At 64.6% G+C, this 5,318-nt stretch carries 6 protein-coding genes and 1 pseudogene; all 7 read right to left on the bottom strand.

Annotated features, from left to right (window positions below; all coding sequences use genetic code 11):
- On the bottom strand, positions 1-1,621 hold a 1,621-nt coding region (cimA, locus tag EOA33_RS23130; protein WP_127406682.1), incomplete at its 3' end, for a citramalate synthase.
- Between the two features lie 187 nt (positions 1,622-1,808).
- On the bottom strand, positions 1,809-2,768 hold the full coding sequence (pip, locus tag EOA33_RS23140) for a prolyl aminopeptidase (protein ID WP_127406683.1): 960 nt from the start codon (positions 2,766-2,768) through the stop codon (positions 1,809-1,811).
- 5 nt (positions 2,769-2,773) lie between these two features.
- Positions 2,774-3,250, bottom strand: coding sequence for a GFA family protein (locus EOA33_RS23145; protein WP_126055688.1), 477 nt, complete (start codon positions 3,248-3,250; stop codon positions 2,774-2,776).
- A complete protein-coding gene (locus EOA33_RS23150) occupies positions 3,247-3,738 on the bottom strand; it encodes a GFA family protein (protein ID WP_127406684.1) in 492 nt (163 codons plus the stop codon). Before EOA33_RS23150 ends, EOA33_RS23145 begins: the two co-directional genes overlap by 4 nt.
- A gap of 6 nt (positions 3,739-3,744) precedes the next feature.
- Positions 3,745-4,131: a VOC family protein gene (locus tag EOA33_RS23155; RefSeq protein ID WP_126055690.1), complete on the bottom strand. Its 387-nt coding sequence runs from the start codon at positions 4,129-4,131 to the stop codon at positions 3,745-3,747.
- Positions 4,128-4,535 (bottom strand): DUF559 domain-containing protein, encoded by a 408-nt coding sequence (locus EOA33_RS23160; protein ID WP_126055691.1) that lies wholly within the window; start codon positions 4,533-4,535, stop codon positions 4,128-4,130. The genes EOA33_RS23155 and EOA33_RS23160 overlap by 4 nt, the downstream gene beginning before the upstream one ends.
- Positions 4,536-4,713: 178 nt before the next feature.
- Positions 4,714-5,318: pseudogene (locus EOA33_RS23165) on the bottom strand (cysteine--tRNA ligase); the annotation flags it as partial.

The raw sequence follows: 5,318 nt of genomic DNA on the forward strand, positions 1-5,318 counted from the left end.
GCGCCTCCCCCGCCGCCCCCAGCCCCGCCATGTCGCGGTTCTTCATCAGCTTGTAGATGATCGAATCCATCAGCGCCTGGAAGGAGGCGTCGATGATGTTTTCCGACACGCCGACCGTCCACCAGCGGGCGCCGCTGGAATCGTGCGATTCGATCAGCACGCGCGTGATCGCTTCGGTGCCGCCATTGAGGATACGCACCTTGAAGTCGGCAAGCTCGAGGTCGCCGATCTCGTTCTGGTACTTGCCGAGGTCCTTCCTGAGCGCGATGTCGAGCGCATTGACCGGGCCATGGCCCTCGGCGACCGACATCTTCTCCTCGCCATCGACCATCACCTTGACGATCGCCTCCGACACCGTCTTCAACTGGCCGTTGGCGTCGAAGCGACGCTCGACCATGCAGCGGAAGGAGGTGACATTGAAGAACTCCGGCAGGCCGTGCAGCATCTTGCGAGCGAGCAGCTCGAAGGAGGCGTCGGCGCCCTCATAGGCATAGCCCTCCGCCTCGCGCTCCTTGACAACGGCGATCAGCGCATCGAGCCGATGGTCATCCTTCGGCACGTCGATGCCGCGCCGCTTCAGCTCGGCGAGGAAATTGGCCTTGCCGCCCTGGTCGGAGACCATGACGCGGCGGCGGTTGCCGACGGCTTCCGGGGGCACGTGCTCGTAAGTCGCCGGCTCCTTGGCGAGCGCCGAGGCATGAATGCCGGCCTTGGTGGCGAAGGCGGAGGCGCCGACATAGGGCGCCTGCGCTTCCGGGGCGCGGTTGAGCAATTCGTCGAAGGCCCGCGAGAGCCTCGAAATGCCGGTCAGCGCTTCAGTCGAAATGCCGGTCTCGAAACGATCGGCGAAGGCCGGCTTCAGCGCCAGCGTCGGGATGATGGAGATCAGGTTGGCGTTGCCGCAGCGCTCGCCGATGCCGTTCAGCGTGCCCTGGATCTGGCGCACGCCGGCCTCGACGGCGGCCAGCGAATTGGCCACCGCCTGCCCCGTGTCGTCGTGGGCGTGGATGCCGAGATGGTCGCCCGGAATGCCGCCGGCGATCACCGTCTCGACAATGGCGCGCACTTCCGACGGCTGCGTGCCGCCATTGGTGTCGCACAGCACCACCCAGCACGCGCCGGCATCGTAGGCGGTTCTCGCGCAGGCCAGGGCGTAAGACGGATTGGCCTTGAAGCCGTCGAAGAAATGCTCGCAGTCGACCATGGCTTCCTTGCCGGCGGCGACCGCCGTCTCGACCGAGACCTTGATCGAGTCGAGGTTTTCCTCGTTGGTGCAGGCGAGCGCGACGCGCACATGATAGTCCCAGCTCTTGGCGACGAAGCAGATGGCGTCCGACTTCGACTGCACGAGCGCCGCCAGCCCCGGATCGTTGGAGGCCGAGACACCTGCCCGCTTGGTCATGCCGAAAGCGACGAATTTTGCCTTGGCCGTGCGGTTCTCCTGGAAGAAGGCGGTGTCGGTCGGGTTGGCGCCGGGATAGCCGCCCTCGACATAGTCGATGCCGAACTCGTCCAGCAATTTGGCGATGGCGATCTTGTCCTCGACGGAAAAGTCGATACCCGGCGTCTGCTGGCCGTCGCGAAGGGTGGTGTCGAAGAGGTAGAGGCGTTGCTTTGTCATCGTTCTGTGGGCGCTTGAACACCCCCCTCTGCCCTGCCGGGCATCTCCCCCTCAAGGGGGGAGATCAGCAGTTCGAATGCCGCGCCACAACCTGCAGCGTTGAAAATTTGCGAAAGCCGCGACGAAGGCCAATCTCCCCCCTTGAGGGGGAGATGTCCGGCAGGACAGAGGGGGGTGCTGCGGGCTGTCATTTTTTCCCCGCAAACCCATCTGTCGCCCGGATCAGCCGGTCCAGGATCCCTGGTTCCGAATAGGCATGGCCGGCGCCCTCGATGAGGTGGAAATCCGCCTTCGGCCAGGCCTTGTGCAGCGCCCAGGCGTAGCGCGCCGGGCACGGCATGTCGTAACGGCCGTGAACGATGGTGCCAGGGATGTCCTTCAGCTTCCAAGCGTCGCGCAGCAACTGCCCCTCCTCGAGCCAGCCGGCATGGACGAAATAGTGATTCTCGATGCGGGCGAAGGCGACGGCAAAGTCGTCCTCGCCGAACTTGCCGCTGGTTTCAGGCTCCGGCAAGAGCGTGATCGTCTCGCCCTCCCACAGGCTCCAGGCGAGGGCTGCCTCGACCTGTGCCTTGCGGTCGCTGCCCACCAGCCGCTTGCGGTAGGCGGCCATCATGTCGTCGCGCTCCGCTTCCGGGATCGGCGCCAGGAAGCGCTCCCACTTGTCGGGGAACATCTCGGAGACGCCGAACTGATAGTACCATTCGAGCTCGGCGCGGGTCAGCGTGTAGATGCCGCGCACGACGAGTTCGCTCACCCGCTCAGGATGCGTTTCGGCATAGGCGAGCGCCAGGGTCGAGCCCCAGGAGCCGCCGAAGACCAGCCATTTGTCGAAGCCCGCCATCTCGCGCAGCCGCTCGATGTCGGCGACCAGATGCCAGGTGGTGTTGGCCTCGAGCGAAGCGTTGGGCGTCGACTTCCCGCAGCCGCGCTGGTCGAACAGGATGACGTCGTAGAGCTTCGGATCGAACAGCCGCCGGTGTTTCGGCGAGATGGTGCCCCCCGGACCGCCGTGCAGGAACACGGCGGGCTTGGCGTCCCTGGTGCCGGAGCGCTCCCAATAGACCCTATGACCGTCGCCGACATCGAGCATACCGGTCTCGAACGGCTCGATCTCGGGATAGAGCGTACGCAAGCCACCACTCATGACTGTCATAGTTTCAAGCCCTGCTGCGGCCAGTTGGCCGTCTCGTGATCGGGATGCTGGAAGGAGATGATCTGCTCCTGCCGTCGATAGAAGTCGGGGTCGTCGAGGACCGGCGCCTCGAATATCTTTTCCACCCAGGGCAAGCGGACGGCGTAGTTGACCTGGATCAGCGGCGCGAGGTCCGAGCGGTCGTCGAAGGCGCCGATGGCGATCTCCAGCGCGCCGGGCTGGCGATAGGTCAGCGGCGTGCCGCAGCGGCGGCAGAAGCCGCGATCGATGTTGACCGAGGACTGGAAATAGCTCGGCTCCTCGTGGGTCCATTCGACGCCGTCCTTCGGCACCGTCACCAGCGCTCCGAAGAAATTGCCGAACTGTTTCTGGCACATGCGGCAATGGCAGATCGACGGGCGCCCTAGCTTGCCGTTGATGCGGAAGCGCACGGCGCCGCATTGGCAGCCGCCGGTTCGAACTTGATCGGTCATGGTCTTTCCTCCGGCGGCCATTGGTCGGTGTCGTGGTCGGGGTGCTGATAGGAGACGAGCTCCGCCAGATAAGGCGCCGAGCCGATGTCGGCCATTGTCTCCTCACCCGGCAATTGCGGGACGGAATCGACGTAAGGCAACTTCGCCTCGGTGCCCCACTGGATGGTGGGCGCGATGCCGGCCGGATCGTCGAAGGTGGCAATCGCCAGCGCCATGCCGTCGGGCGCCTCGAAGGTTAGCGGTGTGCCGCACTCCGCGCAGAAGCCGCGCCATGCTGCGCTGGAAGAACGAAAGCGCTTGGGCTCGCCGCGCGTCCATTCGACCTTGGCGCCGCGCACCGAGACCAGCGGCAGATAGAAATTGCCGCTCGCCTTCTGGCACATGCGGCAATGGCAGATCGAGGCATCGCCCAGCGCGCCCTCGACGCGGAAGCGCACCGCGCCGCACTGGCAGCCGCCTGTGTAGACTGGCCGGTTGTCGAGGCTCATGGCTGATCACTCCGGATCATGGCAGACCGCCTCTACATTGTTGCCGTCGGGATCGAAGACGAAGGCGCCGTAGTAGTTCGGATGATAATGTGGGCGGAGCCCCGGTCCGCCATTGTCCCTGCCGCCGGCGGCAAGGGCCGCGGCATGGAAGGCATCGACCTCGGCGCGGCTGCGCGCGGTGAAGGCCACATGCTGGTGATCCTTCGGCTTGTCCTTGCCCGAGCTCAGCCAGAACACCGGCCGGTCGCGGCCATAACCGCCGACCTTGGCGCCGCCGGTGTATTCTGTGGGCACCATGTAAAGCAGCGAAGCGCCGAGCGGCGCCATCGCCTTGTCGTAAAAGGCCTTCGAGGCGTCGAAATCGGAAACGGTGATGCCGAGATGGTCGATCATAAAACTGCCTCCCTTGCTGGTTCGCGTGCCGGCCTATCGGCGCCGGCGAGGCCAGCCTCGATCACGATGTGCTGGCAGACATTGTCGATATCGCGGATGACGTCGTCGTTCCAGAAGCGCAGGATGGTCCAGCCGAGCGCTTCAAGCCTGGCTGTTCTTGCTGCGTCAGATGCGGAAACTTCATGTGAAGCGTGTTGGGAGCCATCCAGCTCAACGATCAGCTTTTTGGTTGGACATGCAAAATCGACGATGTAGCCAGCTATCGGCATCTGACGGCGGAACGCCAGCCCCATGAGTCGGTGTACGCGTATTGCATTCCAAAGCTTGAGTTCGGCATCTGTCATCTGCTTGCGCATCTTGCGCGCATTGCCGCGATTGATGGGAGATACGCGATAATGGGTCATCGCGAGGCACCCCCCTCTGTCCTGCCGGACATCTCCCCCTCAAGGGGGGAGATCAGATGTCGCCACTGCTTTCGCCAATCACCCACCTCGCAAGACGAACGCCGTCGGCGGAGCTGCCAATCTCCCCCCTTGAGGGGGAGATGCCCGGCAGGGCAGAGGGGGGTGCTTGGCGCCACCCTCACCGCTTCACCTCCCAGGTGGTGATACGCTCGCCGGTGACAGGATCCTTGCCGTCTTTCAGCTGCACGCCTTGCGCCAGAAGCTCGTCGCGAATGCGATCGGCCTCAGGCCAGTTCTTCTCGGCGATCAGCGCCAGACGTTTGGCGATGGCCTTGGCGATGGCCGCCTCGTCCACCTCGGCCGTGCCGACATCGAAGCCGAGGAAGGCAAGCGCGGCCTTCAGCGACGCGGCGGCGGCGTTGCCTTCCGCGGCCTCGCTGGCAAGCAGCGTCAACTGCTGGAAGGCGGCATAGGTGGCGAGATCGTCGGACAGCGCCGCAACGACCTCCGTCGGCAATTGCCCGGCCGCCGGCGCGAGATCGGCCGCGCGCTTCCATTTGCGCAAGGTGTTTTCGGCCTCTTCCAGCTTGCGCACGGAGAAGTCGATCGGCTCACGGTAATGCGTCATCAGCATCGCCAGCCGCAGCACTTCGCCCGGCCATTTGCGGCCGCCAAAGGTCTCGGTCTCCAGCAGCTCATGGATCGAGTAGAAATTGCCGAGGCTCTTCGACATCTTCTGGCCCTCGACCTGAAGGAAGCCGTTGTGCATCCACACGTTGGCCA

The sequence above is a fragment of the Mesorhizobium sp. M4A.F.Ca.ET.050.02.1.1 genome, assembly GCF_003997725.1.
Taxonomy (GTDB): Bacteria; Pseudomonadota; Alphaproteobacteria; order Rhizobiales; family Rhizobiaceae; genus Mesorhizobium.

Bases quoted from the DNA above. Each gene is read 5' to 3' on its own strand.
- pip (WP_127406683.1), bottom strand. From the start codon at position 2,768: ATGAGTGGTGGCTTGCGTACGCTCTATCCCGAGATCGAGCCGTTCGAG.
- EOA33_RS23145 (WP_126055688.1), bottom strand. From the start codon at position 3,250: ATGACCGATCAAGTTCGAACCGGCGGCTGCCAATGCGGCGCCGTGCGC.
- EOA33_RS23150 (WP_127406684.1), bottom strand. From the start codon at position 3,738: ATGAGCCTCGACAACCGGCCAGTCTACACAGGCGGCTGCCAGTGCGGC.
- EOA33_RS23155 (WP_126055690.1), bottom strand. From the start codon at position 4,131: ATGATCGACCATCTCGGCATCACCGTTTCCGATTTCGACGCCTCGAAG.
- EOA33_RS23160 (WP_126055691.1), bottom strand. From the start codon at position 4,535: ATGACCCATTATCGCGTATCTCCCATCAATCGCGGCAATGCGCGCAAG.